Consider the following 16,194-nt stretch of genomic DNA (forward strand, 5'->3'; position numbering starts at 1 on the left):
TTACTCCGTCTTTGGCGCCGTCATCTGGTCACCCATGGCCTTCATGTCGGCCGGCTCGCCTTCCTTCGACTTGCCGGGGACCTTGAAGACCTGACCGGGCCAGATGCGGTCGGGATTGCGGATCTGATCCTGGTTGGCGAGATAGATGGTCGAGTAGCGCACGCCATGGCCATAGACGCGCCGCGAGATGCGCCAGAGCGTATCGTTGCGGCGGATGATGACGGCGCCATCGGCGTGTTCGAGCTTTGGTGCCATTGTTTCCGGCACGTCGGCCGCAGGATTCGCTTCGGCGACCTCGGCCGCCGTGTCCGCCGTCGCGGCGGGGTTGCTCGCTTCGGCGGTAGCGGTGGCCGGCGCCGTGGTCTCGGCGGGATTGGCCGCCCCGGACTTTGCCTCCGCGGGCTGGGACCCCGCACCCTGGGCGAGCTTGCTGTCGGCGGGCTTGGCCTGGTTGGGCGCGACGGCGGCAATCGACTCGCCGGGCTCGCGTTCGAACGGGACAGCGGCACGGGCGACGACCTTGACGCCATCGTCGGCAAGGCCGTCGACATGAATGGTGTGGTTGCCGACCGGAATGTCGCGCGCCGCCTCGATCAGGAAATGGCCGTCAGGCGAAGTTTTCGCCTCGCCAAGCAGGACATCGTCGGCATAGGCGCGCACCTTGCGGCCGGGATCGGCCCTGCCCGCGACGAAGATCTTGCCGCCGTCGATCTCAACGGCCTCGACGGCGATCTTCGGTTCGTCTGCGGCGGCGTTCTGGGTCGCGGGAGCCGAAGCCTGATCCGTAGCTGCCGGTGCCGTTGCAGCCGGCGCCCCCGCCGGGGCAGACGCCGCCGGCGCGGTTGCGGCAGGGGCCTGCGCGTCCGGGGCGGCTGCCTGACCGGTGGCGGCAGTTGCCGCCGGCTTGGCCGCGGGCTGCGGAATAGTCAGCAATTCGGACGGCTTGCCGGGCTCCTCGACCATCGCCAGCACCTGGCCGGTCGGGCTCTGCGGCACCGAGACGACGGCGGTCTGCGCCGAGGCGACGGCGACGCCGCCAGCGGTCGAGCGCAGCGTGATCGTGTAGTCGCCCGGCTTCAGCGGATCGTCGAGCACGATGGCGAAGGCACCATCGGGACCGGCATCGGTCGAGCCGAGCACCGTGCCGCCGTTCAGGACCTCGACCTTGGCATTGGGCGCCGCGCTGCCGGCGACGACAATCGAGCCATTGCCTTCGACGCGCACGACATCGAAGGTTGGCAGCGTGGGTCCTGCGGCGGCCGGCGCCTGAGCGGCCGGGGCGGATTCCGCCGGGGCCGTCGCGTTGTTGGCAGGCGCCGTTGCATTGTTGGCGGGCGCCATCTTGTTGGCCGGCGCCATCGTGTTGTTGGCCGGCGCCATTGTATTGGCCGGGGCTTGCGCCTGCGGTACGCGCGCCTCGGTGGAGGTGCTTGAGGATTCGGCCGGCTTCGTGCCTGCCTGCGGCAGCGACGCGACCTGCGGCGGATTCTGCTTGTTGATGTATGGGTCGAGCGCGCCCGACCCGTAGGCGACCGCCGCGACGACGGCAACGCCGCCCGCCGCGAACAAAAACGCCTTGGAAGAATTGACAGCCATAATCTTTTCTGCCCCTTAGCCACCTAACGCCGGTCTAGCGTGTTTTCACCAAGCTCACAAGAAAAAGCCCGTCCTTGGGCTTGACCGCGCCAACCGTCCCTATCACCAATCATGACATGAACACGATTCGATCCGTCTGCGTCTATTGCGGTTCGTCTCCGGGCCGCGACGAGGCCTATGTCAAGGCCGGTCACCTGCTCGGCCGCTCGCTGGCGAAGTCCGGCCTGCGCCTGATCTATGGCGGCGGCACCAAGGGAATCATGGGCGCCGTCGCAGACGGGGCACTCAAGGCCGGCGGCAAGGTGACCGGCATCATCCCGCGCTTCCTGATCAACAAGGAGGCGACCGAGACCGCTCTCGACAAGCTCGACGAGCTGGTGATCACCGACAACATGCACGAGCGCAAGCACAGGATGTTCGAGAAATCCGACGCCTTCGTGGCGCTGCCGGGCGGCATCGGCACGGTCGAGGAGATCGTCGAGATCATGACCTGGGCGCAACTCGGCCATCACCGCAAGCCGATCGTGTTCGCCAACATCAAGGCCTTCTGGGACCCGATGCTGGCGCTCATCGAGCACATGTCGGGCGAAGGCTTCATCCACACCGCACATAGGGTGAAGCCGCTGGTGGTCAACGACCCCGAGGCCATCGTCGCCGCCATCATGGTGGCGGGCTCGTCGGTCGACGCGCCGACGGAAGGTGTGCAGGCGGTGATCGACAAAATGTAAGGTGAATGGTGAATAGTGCGGATCGCGTGAGCCGAAATCTGTCCACCGCCAGATAGCAACCATTCGCTATTCACCATTCACCGCTCACCGTCCTCCTCAAATCCTCAATCACCGCCCTCCGGTCATTGCGCCGCCAGGCGAGATGGATTTCAACGCTGCGCTTGAACCATGGCAGGTCGCGAAAGACGATGCCGGCCGGCGCAGCGCTTTGCAGGCTTTCCTGTACCGTCGCTAGGCCCAGCCCGGCGCTGACCAGGCCGAGCGAGGTCAAGGGATCGGCCGTCTCGTAGGCGATGTCGGGCACGAAACCGGCCTCCATGCAGGCCGCCAGGAACTGCGCGCGGTTGGTGTCATCGGGTTGGCGCACGACGGTGATCCAGACGCGGGGGTCAAGATGGCGGGGCCTGATGTCGCTCGCATCGACAAGCGGATCGCCTTCGGGGATCGCCAGCACCAGCGGTTCGCGCCGCACCAGCATGCTCTCGATATCCGGATCGCCTTGCGGCGCCGGCGCGTAGACGAATCCGAGGTCGAGCACGCGCTGGCGCAGATCCTCGAACTGCGCGGCCGTGCGGCGGCTTCTCAGTTGCAGATGAAAATCCGGCCGCTCGCGGCGGAATTCCCTGAGCATCGCGGCGATCAGCCCGGCATGCACCGCCCCCTCGACGTAGCCGATGGCGAGGCTGCCGGTCGCGCCGCTTGCAAGCTTGCGGCCGAGCTCCTCCAGCCGCGCGGCATTGACGAGCAGAGCGCGCGCCTCGGCAAGGAAAGCCCTGCCCTCGGCGTTGAGACGGACGCGCTGCTTCGATCGCTCGAAAAGCGTGACGCCGAGTTGCTCCTCGAGGTGCATGATCTGCCGGCTCAAGGGGGACTGCGAGATATGCAACTGCTCGGCGGCGCGGCCGACATTGCCGGCCTCGGCGACGGCGATGAAATAGCGGATCTGCCGCAGGTCGAGCATTCTGCGTCTCTATGATTTAAGTCCTTCAAGGTCTGAACTTTATCATAATCAGTCTTGGACAGTCTGACCAGCCGGCGCGATATCTGCCGCATCAACCGGCCACAAAGGAGACCGCCATGCAGTTCTTTGCCCTTCTCACCCGCAACACCGAAAAGTTCAGCGATAGCGATTTCGCGTCGCTGCTTCCGGGCGAAGCCGAGCAGCGGCGCACGCTCTATGCGCAAGGCGCCGTGCGCCAGGTCTGGAACCGCGGTGACATCCCCGGCAGCGGCATGATGTTCGAGGCTGCCGACGACAAGGAGGTGCGCGGCCATCTCGCCACCCTGCCGCTGGTCGAGGCCGGAATGATGAACATCGCGGCGATCGTGCCGCTCAATCCCTATCCCGGCTTCGGCCCGAAGCGTTGAGACCGGGATGAAGAGAGGTGCTGCCGCTCACCCGGCAGCACCTATGAGCGACCAAGGAAGCGACGCAAAAGGCCCGCCCGCGACGCCCCTGTATAGCGCTTGGGCAATTGCCGGGTGAGCAGGAACTGGTCGCGCCCTTCGAGGGCGCATCCGATGATGAAGCATCTTGCAGTTCACCAAGCGATGGCCCAGATCTCACGATCAACCGCCTCGGGTAGCGTTGAGGGAGATGAAGGCGCGCCGGGCCGAACTGTTTCGCTTCGCGCGGTCGAACAGTCCAAGGTCGCGGTGCCCGATCACTCCGCCGGCGCCACTCGCAGCATCGGTCTGCGGGCGCTGAGCCGGTCGAGATAGAGATAGACGACCGGCGTGGTGTAGAGCGTGAGAAGCTGCGAGACGATGAGGCCGCCGACGATCGCGATGCCGAGCGGCTGGCGCAGCTCCGCCCCAGTGCCGGTCTCGAGCGCCAACGGCAATGCGCCGAGCAAAGCCGCAAAGGTCGTCATCATGATCGGCCGGAAGCGCTGGAGGCTCGCCTTGTGGATGGCTTCTCGCGGCGCAAGCCCTTCCTGGCGCTCGGCCTGCAAGGCCATGTCGATCATCATGATGGCGTTCTTCTTGACGATGCCGATCAACAGGATGATGCCGATCAGCGAGATCACGTCGAATTCCATGCCGGTGACGATGAGCGCGAGCAGCGCGCCGATGCCGGCCGAAGGCAGCGTCGACAGGATGGTGATCGGGTGCACGTAGCTTTCGTAGAGCACGCCGAGCACGACATAGATCGTGGCGAGCGCGGCAGCGATCAGCAGGAGCTCGTTGAGCAGGTTGGAGCGGAAGGCGAGCGCCGTACCGGCAAGCGAGCCGTGGATCGACACCGGCATTTTCAGCTCCGCCATGGCGCGGTCGATTGCCGCCGAGGCGTCGCCGAGCGTGGCGCCATCGGCAAGGTTGAACGAGATCGTCGTGGCGACGAAGTGGCCCTGGTGGTTGACCGAAAGCGGCGTGGTCGCCGGACCGTAGGTGCTGAAGGCGGCGAGCGGCACCATGGTCTCGGCCGAGGTGCTGACGGCGGCGCCGCTCGAGGCGCTGCCGTGGCCGGTGACGGCGATCGCATTGGTCGCCTGATTCTGCAGCGAGCCCGACAGGCTGCCGGCCAGCGCGTTGGTCTTCTGCGTGCCGCTCGCCGCCGCGCCCGAGGTGCTGACATAGATGCCATTGAGCGCGCTCGGATCCTGCAGATAGCGCGGCGCGACTTCCATCACCACGTGATATTGGTTGCGGGCGTTGAAGATGGTCGACACCTGGCGCTGGCCGAAGGCGTCGTAAAGCGTGTTGTCGATGCTCGCCGGCGTCAGGCCGAGCCGGGCCGCGCTCTCGCGGTCGACGGTGATGTTGGTTTCGAGCCCGGCCTCGTCGCGGTCCGAATTGACGTCGGTTAGCTCCGGCGCCTGTTTCAGCAATTCGACGAGTTTCGGCGCCCATTCGTCGAGGTCAGCGGTCGTATCGGCCTGCAGCGTGTATTGATAGGTGGCGAGGCTTTGGCGGCCGCCGACCCTGATCTCCTGGCGCGGGTTGAGGAAGAGCTGCGCGCCGGGCAATTGCCTGAGCTGCGCGCGCAGCCGCCCCAGCACCGCTTGCAGCGGCGCACGATCGCCCTTCGGCTTCAGGTTGACATAGACGAAGCCGGAGTTGGTCTGGCGGCCGCCGATATAGCCGACGACGTTCGCCACCGCCGGGTCGCTCTTCAGGATCGTCTCCAGCCGCTCGAATTTCTGCCGCATCAATTGGAAGGAAATGGCCTGGTCGGCGCGCAGGCCGCCGATCAGCTCGCCGGTGTCCTGCTGCGGGAAGAAGCCCTTCGGCACGATCGTATAGAGGTAGACGTTGAGCGCGACGGCCGCGATCAGGATGATGAGCATCGCCTCGGCATTGTCGAGCGACCAGGCGAGCGAGCGGCCGTAGCCGGCGCGGACGCGCTCGAAGACGCTTTCGCCGAAGCGTGCGAGGATGGAACGGCGCTCCGATCGGACTGCACCCGCGCGCAAAAAATGCGCGCACATCATCGGGGTCACCGTCAGCGACAGCACCAGCGAAATGGCGATCGCCAGCGACAAGGTCATGGCGAATTCCTGGAACAGGCGGCCGAGTATGCCGCCCATCAACAGAATCGGCAGGAACACGGCGACGAGAGAAGCGCTCATCGACAGCACGGTGAAGCCGACCTCTTGAGCGCCGACCAGCGCCGCCCGGCCGCGCGGCATGCCGTCCTCGATGTGGCGCATGATGTTTTCCAGCACCACGATGGCGTCATCGACGACGAAGCCGGTGGCGATGGTGAGCGCCATCAAGGACAGATTGTCGAGCGTGTAGCCGAGCAGGTACATCGCTCCGAAGGTGCCGAGGATCGAGACGACCAGCGCCACGCTCGGGATCAGCGCCGCGCGCCAGTCGCGCAAAAAGAAGAACACCACGAAGACGACCAGCAGCACCGCCAGCACCAGCGTCAGCTCGGTGTCGCGCAGCGAGCCGCGGATGGTGAGGCTGCTGTCGGACGCGATGCTGAGGCGCGCATCCGCCGGCACCGAAGCCTGCAGCGTCGGGATCAGCGCGCGCACGCGGTCGACCGTGTCGATGATGTTGGCGTTGGGCTCGCGATAGAGCACCAAAAGCACGGCCGGCACGCCATTGGCGAGGCCGAGATTGCGCACGTCCTCAACCGAGTCCTCGACATCTGCGATGTCGGCGAGGCGCACCGCCGCACTGTTGCGCCAGGCGATCACCAGGTCGCGATAGTCGGCGGCATGGCTCGCCTGGTCGTTGGTGTAGAGCTGGTAGCGGAGCGCCCCGTCTTCCTCGAAACCCTTCGGACTGCGCGCATTGGCCGAGGCAAGTGCGGCGCGCACATCCTCCAGGCCGATGCCGTAATGGAACAGCGCCCCCGGATTGAGCTCCACCCGAACGGCGGGCAGCGACGAGCCGCCGAGGTCGACATTGCCGACACCCTCGACCTGGGACAGGCGCTGCTGCAGCACGGTCGCGGCGGCATCGTAGAGCTGACCGGGTGTGAGTGTGCGCGAGGTCAGCGCCAGGATCATCACCGGCGCGTCGGCGGGATTGTATTTGCGGTAGGTCGGGTTGCTGCGCAGATCGGACGGGAGGTCGGCGCGCGCGGCGTTGATGGCGGCTTGAACGTCGCGCGCGGCGCCGTTGATGTCGCGATCGAGGTCGAATTGCAGCACAACATTGGTCGAGCCGGTGCCGGAGCGCGACGTCATCTCGGAAACCCCGGCGATCTGGCCGAGATGGCGTTCGAGCGGCGCCGCGACATCGGTCGACATCGTGTCGGGGCTGGCGCCTGGCATCGAGGCCTGCACCGAGATGGTCGGGAAATCCACCTTGGGCAGCGGCGCGACGGGAAGATTGACGTATGCGATCAGGCCCGCCGCCGCCAATCCGATGGCCAGCAGCGTCGTGGCGACCGGCCTGGCGATGAAGGGCGCGGAGAGATTCACGGCGTGAGCCCGCCGGCCGGCGCTCTCGCTTCACGTGCCCCCGACCGCGTCAGTCTATCGAAGGCAAGGTAGATCACCGGCGTGGTGAAGAGCGTCAGCACCTGGCTGACGATCAGCCCGCCAACGATAGTGATGCCGAGCGGCTGGTGCAATTCCGAGCCGGCAAGGCCGCCGAGCAGGAGCGGAAGCGCCCCGAACAGCGCGGCCATCGTCGTCATCAGGATCGGCCGCAACCGCAGCAAGCAGGCTTCGTAAATCGCCTCGCGCGGGTCCAGCCCCTGCAGGCGTTCGGCCTGCAGGGCGAAGTCGATCATCATGATGGCGTTCTTCTTGACGATGCCGACCAAGAGCACGATGCCGATGATGCCGATCACGTCGAGATCGTGGCCGGCGAGCATCAGCGCCACCAGCGCGCCCACGGTTGCCGAGGGCAGCGTCGAGAGGATCGTCAGCGGGTGGATGAAGCTCTCATAGAGCACGCCAAGCACGACATAGACGGTGGCGACTGCCGCAAGCACCAGCAGCAGCTCGTTGGAGAGCGAGCTTTGCAAGGCAAGCGCGGCGCCTTGGAAGCCGGTGACCAGGCCGGCGGGCGGCTGCATGTCATGTTCCGCCTTGCTGATCGCCGCGGTGGCGTCGCCGAGCGAGATGCCGGGCGCGAGATTGAAGGATATGGTCGTGGCCGGGAACTGGGCGAGGTGGTTCACCAGCAGCGGCGCCTGCCGGACAGTGATGCTGGCGATCGCCGATAGCGGCACCTGGCCGGAACCGGAGGACGGCAGGTAGATCGAGCCCAGCGAAGCCGGCGTCTGTCCGACCGAAGGATCGGCTTCAAGGATGACGCGGTATTCGTTCGACTGGGTGAAGATGGTCGAGATGATGCGCTGGCCGAAGGCATCGTAGAGCGCGTTGTCGACGGTCGCTGGCGTAATCCCGAAGCGTGCCGCCGTCGCTCGGTCGATGGTGATGTCGACCGCAAGCCCGCTCTGCTGGCTGTCGCTGGCCACGTCGGCGAGTTCGGGAAGTGCCGCCAGCCTATCGGTGAGCTTTGATGTCCAGGTCGCCAGCTCGGCCGGATCCGAATCCTGCAGAACGTATTGGTACTGCGACGCGCTGGAGGTGGAGTCCACGCTCAGGTCCTGCACCGGCTGCATGTGCAGCGCGATGCCGGTCACGACGTCGGTCTCCCGAGCCAGCCGCCGGATGATCGCGCTGGCATCGGCCGCGCGCTCGTCGCGCGGCTTGAGATTGATCAGCATGTGGCCGCTGTTGGCGGTCATGTTCTGGCCGTCGACGCCGATGAAGGACGACAGGCTCGCGACATCCGGATCCTTCAAGATGACATCGGCGAGCGCCTGCTGGTGCGCTGCCATGTCGGCGTAGGACGCCGAGCCCGCGGCCTCGGTGACGGCCGAAATCGCGCCGGTGTCCTGAACCGGGAAGAAGCCTTTCGGGATGACAACATAGAGATAGACGGTGAGCGCAAGCGTGGCTGCGGCGACCAGCAGCGTCAGCGCCTGACGGTCGAGCACCCAGCGCAAGGCGGCGGCATAGCCGTTGGCCACGGCATCGAAGGCGGCCTCGGCGCCGCGCGCCAGCGCGCCCTGCCTGCGTTCGGACGGCGGCTTGAGCAGCCTGGCGCACATCATCGGCACCAGCGTCAACGAGACGATGGCCGAAATGACGATGGCGATCGCAAGCGTGATGGCGAATTCGTGGAACAGGCGGCCGACGACGTCGCCCATGAACAGAAGCGGGATCAGCACCGCGATTAGCGAGACGGTGAGCGAGATGATGGTGAAGCCGATCTGGGCCGAGCCTTCGAGCGCGGCGGTGACCGGATCGTCGCCATGCTCGATGAAGCGCGAGATGTTTTCGATCATGACGATGGCGTCGTCGATGACGAAGCCGGAGGCGATGGTCAGCGCCATCAGCGACAGATTGTCGAGGCTGAAGCCCCAAAGATACATGACCGCGAACGTGCCGATCAGCGACAGCGGCACCGACAGGCTCGGAATGATCGTCGCCGGAATGTTGCGCAGGAACACGAAGGTGACGAGCACGACCAGAAGCGCCGCCGTCGCCAGCTCGAACTCGACGTCATGGACTGAGGCACGGATGGTGGTCGTGCGGTCGGTCAGCGGCTCGACGCTGACCGCCGCCGGCAAGCCGGCGCGAAGCTGTGGCAGCAGCGCCTTCACCGAGTCGACGACGCGGATGACATTGGCTCCGGGCTGGCGCTGGATGTTGAGCAGGATCGCCGGCGAGCGGTTTTCCCAAGCGCCCAGCTTCGAGTTCTCCGGCCCCTCTATGATATCGGCGACCTCGCCCAGCCTGACCGGCGCCCCGTTGCGGTAAGCGACGACCATATCCGCATAGGTCTTGGGGTCGCTGATCTGGTCGTTGGCGTTGATGGTGTAGGAACGCGCCGGCCCGTCGAAGCTGCCTTTCGGCGTGTTGACGTTGAGCGTGCCGATGGTGGTGCGCAGATCGTCGATGTTGAGCCCCATGGCGGCCAGCGCCTTGAGCTTTACGCGGATGCGCACGGCCGGCCGCTCGCCGCCGGAGATGCTGACCAGCCCGACGCCCGGAAGCTGCGAGATCTTTTGCGCCAGCCGCGTCTCGCCATAGTTCTCGACTTCGGTCAGGGGCAGCGTCTTCGAGGTGATCGCCAGCGTCAGGATCGGCGCGTCGGCCGGATTCACCTTGGCGTAGATCGGCGGCGCCGGCAGGTCGGCGGGCAGAAGGTTGCCGGCTGCGTTGATCGCCGCCTGGACCTCCTGCTCGGCAATGTCCAGGCTGAGGTCGAGGCTGAAGCGCAGCGTGATGACGGAGGCGCCGGCCGAACTCCCCGACGACATCTGCTCCAGCCCCGGCATCTGGCCGAACTGGCGCTCCAGGGGCGCGGTGACCGAAGTCGTCATCACCTCCGGGCTGGTGCCGGGATAGAAGGTCTGCACCTGGATCGTCGGGTAGTCGACCTCAGGCAAGGCCGAGAGCGGCAGGAAGAGATAGGCGATCATGCCGACCATCAGGATGGTCGCCATGATCAGCGTGGTGGCCACCGGCCGCAGGATGAAAGGCCGCGACGGGTTCAGCCAACCGGAGACGAGACCGCTTGGCGTGCTCATTGGGCTTCGCCGCTGTCGCCACCATTTCCGCTGCTGCCGCTATTGCCGTTGCCGTCGCGACGATGGTGGCGGTGGTGCTTGCGGCCGGCATCGCCCGATGCGTCCGCGCCGTCGCCTGCCGAACCTTGGCGCTGGCTGCTCGAGATCGCGGGCGCGTTGCCGGGGTTGACGGCAGACGTATTGCTGGTCGCGGCGGCCCCGCTGCCCCTACCCTCCGCTTGCGGCTGCGCGGGAGATCCAGCGCCGGCGGTCGGCGCGGCGCTGTTGTCAGGCACGGTCACCTTGGCGCCGTCCTTCAGCCGGTCGACGCCATCGACGACCACCTTGGCGCCCGGCGGAAGGCCCGACAGCAATTGCGTGACCGAGGCGTCGCCGGGGCCAAGGGAAACGGTCTTCACCGAGACAGTGCTGTCGTCGTTGAGCTGATAGACGAAAGTGCCTGGAGCGCCGTGCTGGATGGCGGCGTTGGGCAGCACCGTCACGCCGGTCAGCGTGCGCACCAGGAGATGCACGTTGACGAACTGGTTGGGATAAAGCCCGCCGTCGGCGTTAGCAAACACGGCGCGCAGCTTCACGGTGCCGGTGGTCGGATCGATCTGGTTGTCGATCGTCTGCAGCGTGCCTTCGGCGATCTGCTTGGTGTCGTTGCGGTCGAACAAGGTGGCCTTGAGCCCGGCATTACCATGCGTCTGTTCCAGCACTTCGGCGAGGGTGTCTTCGGGCAGCGAGAACAGCACCGAAATCGGCTGCATCTCGGTGATCACCGCAATGCCGGTGCTGTCGGAAGGCGTGACGTAATTGCCCTGATCGACCAGCCTGAGGCCGATGCGGCCGTCGGCAGGTGCAACGATATGGCTGTTGGCGATATTGACCTCGACGGCCTCGATCTGCGCCTGGTCGGACATGACCGTGCCCTCGTCGGATTGCACGGTCGCGCGCTGCAGGTCGACCGCCTGCTGCGTGATGGCGTTGGAGGTCAGCTTCAGATCGCGGTCGAGGTCGAGCCTGGCATCGCTCAGCAGCGCCTGGTCGTGCTTCAATTGGCCCTGCAGCTGATGCAGCGAGGCTTGGAGAGTGCGGTCGTCGACCTGGGCAAGAAAATCGCCCTTCTTCACCATCTCCCCTTCGGTGAAGGCGATCGCGGTGATCTGCCCGCTGACCTGCGGGCGCACCGTCACCGTCGACAGTGAGGTGACCGTGCCCAGCGCCTCCAGCGTGATCGGGATGTCGGCCTGCGTCACCGAGGCGACTGCGACCGGCTGCGCGCCGAGATCGCCGCCCCGGAATCGTTGGCCGCCGCGCGCGCCTTGCTGGTGCACCGGTGCTGGATGGAGCCAGAAGGCGACGCCCGCTCCAGCCGCCACCAGCAGCAGCGCGACCATCCAGCCGCGGCGCCGGCGACGCACGACCACCGGCTTGATGTCTGCCATCGGCTCACGGAGCGGCTGTAGCCGGCTGGCGACTTCGTCGTCCACTTTGTCACCTATCCATCGAACCGCAAGCGGCCAGGTCGACCACGTCCTTGGCCAGCGTCACTGGCCCAAGACGCAATCCGGCCGGGAACATAACGCTGGAACCTGGCCATGCAATTGCGCCCGACATTAAATTCCCGTAAGAATTGAATGGGTTAGGTTGAAGACCACACTCAAAAATGCGCGCCCGGGCGAACTGTTCGGGGACCGTGCCCCCATCGCGTGAGAGTGACCGGCCGCGCCGCGCCGGCCAATGATGACAAGGCTTTAACGGGGTGAACCCGGCCCGCGCGGCGGACCGCCTTTCGACGGTCGGACGTCGTTCCCGTCCCGGCGCAAAACCGCAGCCTCCGAGCGGGACCCCACTCCAGCCCGCTCGCAAAGATGTGAACGCAGCGACGTGCGAAGCTGCCCTATTCCTCAGCTTTATCGGCAGCGGGCCGGATCGCGATCGAGAGGGAAGCCATGACCTTTGCCCGGCTGCTCGCCTTGCCCCTGCTCAGCCTGTTGGCGCTCGGCCACGCGACCGCGCAAAGTCCGGACGGGGTCACCTCGCATGACGCACAGGTCGAGGATCTGAAAGTCTTCCGCCATGACTTTCTCGAGGTCGACCGATCCTACTCGCAAGCCGCCCGCGCGGAAGCGGAACTTCGCCTGCAGGCCCTGGACGCAGCTGCGGGCTCGATCGATGCGGCGATGTTCACCGTTCATCTCTGCCAGATCGCGGCGCTGGCCGACAATGGTCACACGACCTGCAAGCTGCCGCGCGCCAATGGTGTGGCGATGTCTTTGCTGCCGATCGGCGGCGCCTTCTACGTCATAGCGGCCAGTCCGCAAAACGGCGATCTGCTGGGCAGCCGACTCGCCGGCATCGACGGCCATCCGGCTGCTGAAGTCTCCTCGGCGCTGCGCAGCCTGCATGGCGGCGTGGCGGCATGGCGCGACATCGAGGCGACCGACGCGATCGTCCGGCCCGACCTGCTCCATGCGCTCGGGCTCGCCAATGCCGCCGGTGACGCGACCTTTCGTTTCCAGACGCCCGACGGCCGCATCATCGACCGCAAGCTCAACCCGGAGCCGCAGCGCCGCGACTGGGTGAAGATTTTTCCCAAGGGCCGCGCGCCCTGGCCGCTGCAGGATCAGGAACAGCCGTTCCGCTGGCGCGATGCGCCCGAACTCGATGGCGTCGTCGCCGAGATCAGGCGCAACGTCGACGGCAAGACCGGGAAGATCGCCGATTTCCTGGCTGAGGTCGAAGCCGCCCGGGTCCGCCTCGGCCGCAAGAACCTCGTCCTCGACATGCGCTTCAACACCGGCGGCAACTTGATGCTGACCCGCGATGCGCTCAGTTCCTGGCCGTCCCGCGTCAGCCCACCGGGACGGCTGTTCGTGCTGGAAAGCCCGATTACCTTTTCGGCGGGAATTGTCGACGTCGCCTATCTCAAGCAGGCTGGCGGGGACAGGGTCACACTGGTCGGCGAAGCGCCCGGCGACCGCATGATGTTCTTCGCCGATCAGCAGCAGGTGACGCTGCCGCATTCGGGCGTCGTGCTGCAGTCCGCGACGCAGCGCTATGACCTTCAAAACGGCTGCAAGGCCTACGCCGATTGTTTCGTCGGCATGGCGCAACCGAGTTCCGCCACGGGCACGACGCCCGTGCTTGTCGCCACCATCGACAAAGGCAAGGGCCGCAAGCCGGTTGCGCTCAAGACGCTGGAGCCCGACATTGCCGCGCCATGGTCGATCGACGATCTGCTCAAGGGTCGCGATCCCGGAATGGCGGCCGTTCAGGCGGCGTTGGCGGGACAGCAGGAGTAGGACTGTTCAGTCTCGATGTTTTTATCACTGGCGCCAGCCGCGGGCTGGACTTGCCTTCGCGCAGGCGCCTGCCGGCGCTCGGGTCACGCTCGGCCTCGTCCGGTAGAGCACCGGCTCCTTCCTGGTCACCACCGGCTACAGCCAAGGGAACCGCCGCTTCCTTTCGCTGTTTCATAACAGAAGGGACATTGCCGCTTCCAGGAGATGATGAATGAAACGGCTTCTTCTCGCTTCAGCCATTGTGGCCATGTCCGCCGGCCTTGCGATGGCGCAATCCAGCAGCACCACCAGCGGATCGTCCACGACGACGACCACCACGACAACGACACCCAGCACACAGGACACCGACTCGACCACCACGGGCGCGACCAATTCGGCAAAGGACTGCGCGCCTGGCCAGCAGACCGGCAGCGCGAAGCAGGCAGCTCCCGGACAGCAGGATACCGATGCGAAAACGGCCGCGCCTGGCCAGATGAAAAAGACCACCGAAGGCTGCTAGCGAAGGCCAGCCCGTCCCAGATTGCCAGGGGCGGGCTTTGCCTTTCATGGGCGGCCCATCTTATCTGGTCTGAGCGGCAGCGGCTCGCTCAGACGTGGAGGCTTATCCTAACGGAAGCGATCGGCGATATGGCGGCAAGGCCGCGCGCATCCGCTGCATCATGACGGCGAGCAGCTGCAGGACGAGTCAATGGCGAAGCTGACCGAGCGGTCGAACCAGCTGCTCTACATCCTTCCGTCATGACCGCGGTGCTGCTGCCGATGACCATCATCTCCGGCCTGTTCGGCGTCAAATGTCGGGGGGCTGCCGCTGGTCGACACGGCGCTCGGCGTCGCCGGGATCGTCTACATGGTCGTGCGGCGGCTGGGCCGGGTTTAGCGTCCTATGCGCTTGCGCGCAGATCCTCGACGACCGTACCGGCCGCGCGGACTTCCGCCTCATGGTCCGGCTCGCGCCATGTCTCGGCGAGACCGGCCGCATACCATTCGCGCATGGCAGGCAGATCGAGCAACCGCTTGGGATAAGCAGCGGCGGCGCCCTCGAATGCCAGTCCATAGGACTGTGCCCGGAAAACGACCGGAGCGAAGAAAGCATCGACCGCGGTGAAGTGGTCTCCGGCTAGGAACGGTCCGCCGAAGCGCGCAAGGCCGTCGTTCCACAAGTCGCCCAGGCGGAAGAGATCGTGCTTCAGCGCATCGGACATCGATGCCAGCTTGACGCGCACGCCACAGCTCATCGGGCAGTCATTGCGCAGCGCGGTAAAGCTCGAATGCATTTCGGCGGCGGCGGAGCGCGCCCATGCGCGCGCTTTCGCATCGGCCGGCCAGACGCCTCGATGACGCTCTGCCAGATATTCGACGATCGAGAGCGAATCCCACACCGCCCAGCCATCGTCGACCAGGCAGGGTACGCGGCCATTCGGCGAGAATGACCGGAAGAGGCTGAAACTTGAACCGGTCGGGAACGGCGTCAGCCGCTCCTCGAAGCGAATGTCGAGGGTCCGCATCAGCAGCCAAGGCCGCAGCGACCAGGACGAATAGTTCTTGTTGCCGATACAAAGCTGGTACATTTGCCGCCCTCACCTCGTCGCGGGACCCGCCTGGCGAACCTCGCGCCCTCTGAACATCGACCAGCTGTACATGGCCAGCGCAGTCCAGATAAGGGCGAAAGCTATGGCCTGCGTGGTGCCGAACGGCTCATCGAAGATCAGGACGGCGATCAGGAACACCATCGTCGGCGCGATATATTGCATGATGCCGATGGTGGAGAGGCGCAAAAGCCTGGCGCCGAAGGCAAAGAGCAGAAGCGGCACCGCGGTCACCGGGCCGCAGCCGATCAGCAGCGCGGTGTCGGCGCCGGTGCTGGAGATGAAATGGTCCTGTCCCGCGGCGATCAGGTAGGCAATGTAGCAAAGCGCCGGCACCGACAGCAAAAGAACTTCAAGCAGAAAGCCCTGGCTCGGCCCGATAGGCAGCGTCTTGCGGAAGAAGCCGTAGGCGGCGAAGGAGAAGGCCAATGCCAGCGATACCCAGGGTAATTTGCCGGCCTCGACAGTAAGCACGGTCACCGCAATGGCGGCCAGCGCCACCGCCGCGATCTGCAGCCGGTCGAGCCGTTCGCCGAGGAGAACGGCGCCGACCACCACGCTGACCAGCGGGTTGATATAGTAGCCGAGCGCCGTCTCGACCGTGCGGTCGACTGCGATCGCCCAGACATAGATGCCCCAGTTGACCGAGATGAGCGTCGCCGTCAGCGCCGCCATGGCGAGGCTTTTTGGCGAGCGGATCGCGGCCTTAAAGTCGGCGGTGCGGCCGGCCCAAACCAGCACGGCAGCGGCGATCGGCACCGACCAAACGATCCGGTGCGAGATCACCTCGATCAGAGGCAGGTGCGCCACCGCTTTCATGTAGAAGGGCAACAGCCCCCAGAGGAAATAGGCGCCGAGCGCCAAAAGGAAGCCGCGGCGGGCCTTGGCATCTTGATCGAGATCGGCTGTTGCGGTGACCATGGCCCAACGCTATGGCCCAGCGGATCGTCCAAGACCATCGCAAAATTCTGATGGATCAA

11 protein-coding genes are annotated in these 16,194 nt (G+C 65.8%); 4 read left to right on the forward strand and 7 right to left on the reverse strand.

Annotated features, from left to right (window positions below; all coding sequences use genetic code 11):
• Entirely contained in the window at positions 1-1,596 is a 1,596-nt protein-coding gene (locus tag CK222_RS08910; protein WP_095800094.1) for a LysM peptidoglycan-binding domain-containing protein, read from the reverse strand.
• A gap of 116 nt (positions 1,597-1,712) precedes the next feature.
• On the opposite strand from CK222_RS08910, the gene CK222_RS08915 reads away from it, so the two are divergent.
• Positions 1,713-2,324, forward strand: a complete 612-nt coding sequence (locus CK222_RS08915; protein WP_066997348.1) for a TIGR00730 family Rossman fold protein — start codon at positions 1,713-1,715, stop codon at positions 2,322-2,324.
• Positions 2,325-2,394: 70 nt separating this feature from the next.
• Here the strand turns inward: CK222_RS08915 and CK222_RS08920 are convergent, their stop codons facing one another.
• Complete coding sequence (locus CK222_RS08920) at positions 2,395-3,285, reverse strand: LysR substrate-binding domain-containing protein (RefSeq protein WP_095800095.1); 891 nt, start codon at positions 3,283-3,285, stop codon at positions 2,395-2,397.
• A gap of 116 nt (positions 3,286-3,401) precedes the next feature.
• Between CK222_RS08920 and CK222_RS08925 the strand changes: the two genes are divergently transcribed.
• On the forward strand, positions 3,402-3,692 hold the full coding sequence (locus CK222_RS08925) for a muconolactone Delta-isomerase family protein (RefSeq protein WP_095800096.1): 291 nt from the start codon (positions 3,402-3,404) through the stop codon (positions 3,690-3,692).
• Between the two features lie 296 nt (positions 3,693-3,988).
• Here CK222_RS08925 and CK222_RS08930 read toward each other — a convergent pair whose 3' ends face one another.
• From CK222_RS08930 to CK222_RS08940, 3 genes are read right to left on the reverse strand one after another with little or no spacing between them, the layout of a single operon-like run.
• Entirely contained in the window at positions 3,989-7,207 is a 3,219-nt protein-coding gene (locus tag CK222_RS08930) for an efflux RND transporter permease subunit (RefSeq protein WP_095800097.1), read from the reverse strand.
• On the reverse strand, positions 7,204-10,305 hold the full coding sequence (locus tag CK222_RS08935) for a multidrug efflux RND transporter permease subunit (protein ID WP_095800327.1): 3,102 nt from the start codon (positions 10,303-10,305) through the stop codon (positions 7,204-7,206). Before CK222_RS08935 ends, CK222_RS08930 begins: the two co-directional genes overlap by 4 nt.
• A gap of 29 nt (positions 10,306-10,334) precedes the next feature.
• Positions 10,335-11,813 (reverse strand): efflux RND transporter periplasmic adaptor subunit, encoded by a 1,479-nt coding sequence (locus tag CK222_RS08940; RefSeq protein ID WP_245432983.1) that lies wholly within the window; start codon positions 11,811-11,813, stop codon positions 10,335-10,337.
• 462 nt (positions 11,814-12,275) lie between these two features.
• Here CK222_RS08940 and CK222_RS08945 point away from each other — a divergent pair, with 462 nt between their 5' ends.
• Positions 12,276-13,628 (forward strand): hypothetical protein, encoded by a 1,353-nt coding sequence (locus CK222_RS08945; RefSeq protein WP_095800098.1) that lies wholly within the window; start codon positions 12,276-12,278, stop codon positions 13,626-13,628.
• Positions 13,629-13,839: 211 nt separating this feature from the next.
• Positions 13,840-14,127 carry a hypothetical protein gene (locus tag CK222_RS32220; protein ID WP_095800099.1) on the forward strand — a complete coding sequence of 96 codons (288 nt, stop codon included), beginning with the start codon at positions 13,840-13,842 and terminating at the stop codon, positions 14,125-14,127.
• A 382-nt stretch (positions 14,128-14,509) separates the two neighbouring features.
• Here CK222_RS32220 and CK222_RS08955 read toward each other — a convergent pair whose 3' ends face one another.
• Positions 14,510-15,196 (reverse strand): glutathione S-transferase family protein, encoded by a 687-nt coding sequence (locus CK222_RS08955; protein WP_095800100.1) that lies wholly within the window; start codon positions 15,194-15,196, stop codon positions 14,510-14,512.
• A 9-nt stretch (positions 15,197-15,205) separates the two neighbouring features.
• Entirely contained in the window at positions 15,206-16,135 is a 930-nt protein-coding gene (rarD, locus tag CK222_RS08960; RefSeq protein WP_095800101.1) for an EamA family transporter RarD, read from the reverse strand.
• Between the last annotated feature and the right edge of the window lie 59 nt (positions 16,136-16,194).

The organism is Mesorhizobium sp. WSM3866 (assembly GCF_002294795.1).
Lineage (GTDB): Bacteria > Pseudomonadota > Alphaproteobacteria > Rhizobiales > Rhizobiaceae > Mesorhizobium.